Origin of the sequence: Micromonospora rubida, assembly GCF_009908295.1 — a bacterium.
GTDB classification, from domain to species: domain Bacteria; phylum Actinomycetota; class Actinomycetes; order Mycobacteriales; family Micromonosporaceae; genus Micromonospora; species Micromonospora rubida.
Window position 1 is genome coordinate 56,504 of sequence record NZ_JAAALO010000009.1, and the last position, 2,907, is coordinate 59,410.

Sequence of the window (2,907 nt, forward strand, 5' to 3'; positions counted from 1 at the left end):
TCCCCAGTACGGAGCTTGTGATGTCTACGTCCGCAGACAAGGTCGTCGAGGCGCTCCGCGCCTCGCTCAAGGAGACGGGCCGCCTCCGTCAGCTCAACCAGCAGCTCACCGCCGCCGCGCGCGAACCGATCGCGATCGTGGCGATGTCCTGCCGCTACCCCGGTGGCGTGTCCACCCCGGAGCAGCTGTGGGACCTGGTCGCGTCGGGCGGCGACGCCGTCGGCGGCTTCCCCACCGACCGGGGCTGGGACCTGGACAACCTGTACGACGCCGACGCCGACCGGGCGGGCCGCTCCACCACCCGCGAGGGCGGCTTCCTCTACGACGCGGCCGAGTTCGACGCCGGCTTCTTCGGCATCTCGCCCCGCGAGGCGGTCGCCATGGACCCCCAGCAGCGGCTGCTGCTGGAGACGTCGTGGGAGGCGTTCGAGTACGCGGGGATCGCGCCCGCGTCCATGCGCGGCCAGAAGGTCGGCGTCTTCGTCGGCACCGCCGCCAACGGGTACGGGATGGGCCCGCAGACCGAGATGGAGGGCACCGACGAGGGCTACCTGCTGACCGGCACGGCCACGAGTGTCGTCTCCGGCCGGATCGCGTACGCCCTCGGGCTGGAGGGGCCGGCGGTGACCGTCGACACCGCCTGCTCGTCGTCGCTGGTGGCCCTGCACCTCGCCGCCCAGGCCCTGCGCCAGGGCGACTTCGACCTCGCCCTGGCCGGCGGCGTGTGCGTCATGGCCACCCCCGGCCCGTTCGTCGGCTTCTCCCGGCAGCGCGGCCTGGCCCCGGACGGCCGGTGCAAGTCCTTCGCCGCCGCCGCCGACGGCACCGGCTGGGCGGAGGGCGTCGGCCTCCTGCTGGTGGAGCGGCTGTCGGACGCCCAGCGCAAGGGGCACCGCGTGCTGGCCGTCATCCGGGGCAGCGCGGTCAACCAGGACGGCGCGTCGAACGGGCTGACCGCCCCGAACGGCCCCGCCCAGCAGCGGGTGATCCGGCAGGCCCTGGCCAACGCCCGGCTCACCACCGCCGACGTGGACGCCGTCGAGGCGCACGGCACCGGCACCGTCCTGGGCGACCCGATCGAGGCGCAGGCCGTGCTGGCCACGTACGGGCAGGACCGGCCCGCCGACCGGCCGCTGCTGCTCGGCTCGATCAAGTCGAACTTCGGGCACAGCCAGTCGGCGGCGGGCGTCGCCGGGATCATCAAGATGGTGATGGCGATGCGGCACGGCGTCGTCCCGTCGACCCTGCACGTGGACTCCCCGACGCCGAAGGTCGACTGGTCGGCGGGCGCCGTGTCGCTGGTGACCGAGGCGCGGCCCTGGCCGGCGACCGGGCGGCCCCGGCGGGCCGCCGTCTCGTCGTTCGGCATCTCCGGGACCAACGCGCACACCATCATCGAGGAACCCCCCGCCCCGGAGGCCGACGCCGACGCCCCCGAACCGGCCGTCGCCCTCCCGGTGGTGCCGGTGCTGCTGTCCGCCCGCTCCGACGCGGCGCTCGCCGGCCAGGCCGGCCGCTGGGCCAGGTGGCTGGCCGCCGACGAGGACCTGCGTCCCCTGGACGTCGGCTGGTCGTCGGCGGTGTCGCGGTCGGCACTGGACAGCCGGGCCGTGCTGGCCGCGACCGACCGCGACGACCTGCTGGCCGGGCTGCGTGCCCTGGCGGCGGGTGGGTCGTCGGGTGCGGTGGTGGCGGGTCGGGCGGCGGACCGGGGTCCGCTGGCGGTGTTGTTCTCGGGTCAGGGCGCGCAGCGCGCCGGGATGGGCCGCGAGTTGTACGGGGAGTTCCCGGTCTTCGCCGCCGCACTCGACGAGGTGTGTGGGCTGCTGGATGGGCTGTTGCCGCAGCCGTTGAGGCCGGTGCTGTTCGCGGCGGAGGGCACGGCCGAGTCGGGCCTGCTGGACCGGACCGTGTTCACGCAGGCGGGTCTGTTCGCCGTCGAGGTGGCGTTGTTCCGCCTCGTCGAGTCGTTCGGTGTGGTGCCGGACTTCGTGGGTGGGCATTCGATCGGCGAGATCACGGCCGCACATGTGGCGGGGGTGTTGTCGCTGGCGGACGCGTGTGCTCTCGTCGCGGCGCGGGGTCGGTTGATGCAGGCGCTGCCGGCCGGTGGAGGGATGCTGGCGGTGGGTGCCTCCGAGGCGGACGTGCTGCCCAGCCTGGACGGTCTCGCCGACCGGGTCGGGATCGCGGCGGTGAACGGCCCGTCGTCCGTGGTGGTCTCCGGCGTGGTGGACGCCCTCGACGAGATCGAGCAAACCTGGCGGGGCCGGGGCGTCCGGACCCGCCGGTTGACGGTGAGTCACGCGTTCCACAGCCCGCTGATGGAGCCGATGCTCGACGAGTTCCGGTCGGTGCTGGCCGGGCTCACGTTCGCCGCACCCCGGTTGCCGGTGGTGTCGAACGTGACCGGCGCGCTGGCCGGCGGCGACGAGTTGCGTACCCCGGGGTACTGGGTGCGGCACGTCCGGGAGGCGGTGCGGTTCGCCGACGGGATCACCGCGCTCAGGGCCGTCGGGGTGGACACGTTCCTGGAGATCGGGCCCCGCAGCGTCCTCACCGCGATGACCCAGGACGTCCTCGGCCCGCAGCCGGCCACCGCCGATGCGACCCCGATCGACCCGGCCGCCGACGGCGCGACCCCGGTCGTCGCGGTGCCCGCGCTGCGCGCCGACCGCCCCGAGCCCCGGGCGCTGCTGGCCGCCCTCGCCGAACTGCACGTCAACGGCGCGGCCGTCGACTGGCCCCGCATGTTCGCGGACACCGGCGCGACCACGGTCGGCCTGCCCACGTACGCGTTCCAGCGGCAAGCGCTACTGGCCGGAGCAGCTCCCGGCGACCGGCACCGGCCCGGTCAGCCCCGACGTCATCGACGTCGAGTTCTGGTCCGCCGTGGAACGCTCCGAC

General features: G+C 74.8%; 1 pseudogene. It reads left to right on the forward strand.

What is annotated here, in order from left to right:
- Positions 1–20: 20 nt before the first annotated feature.
- Positions 21–2,826: pseudogene (locus GVV04_RS33525) on the forward strand (type I polyketide synthase); the annotation flags it as partial.
- Between the last annotated feature and the right edge of the window lie 81 nt (positions 2,827–2,907).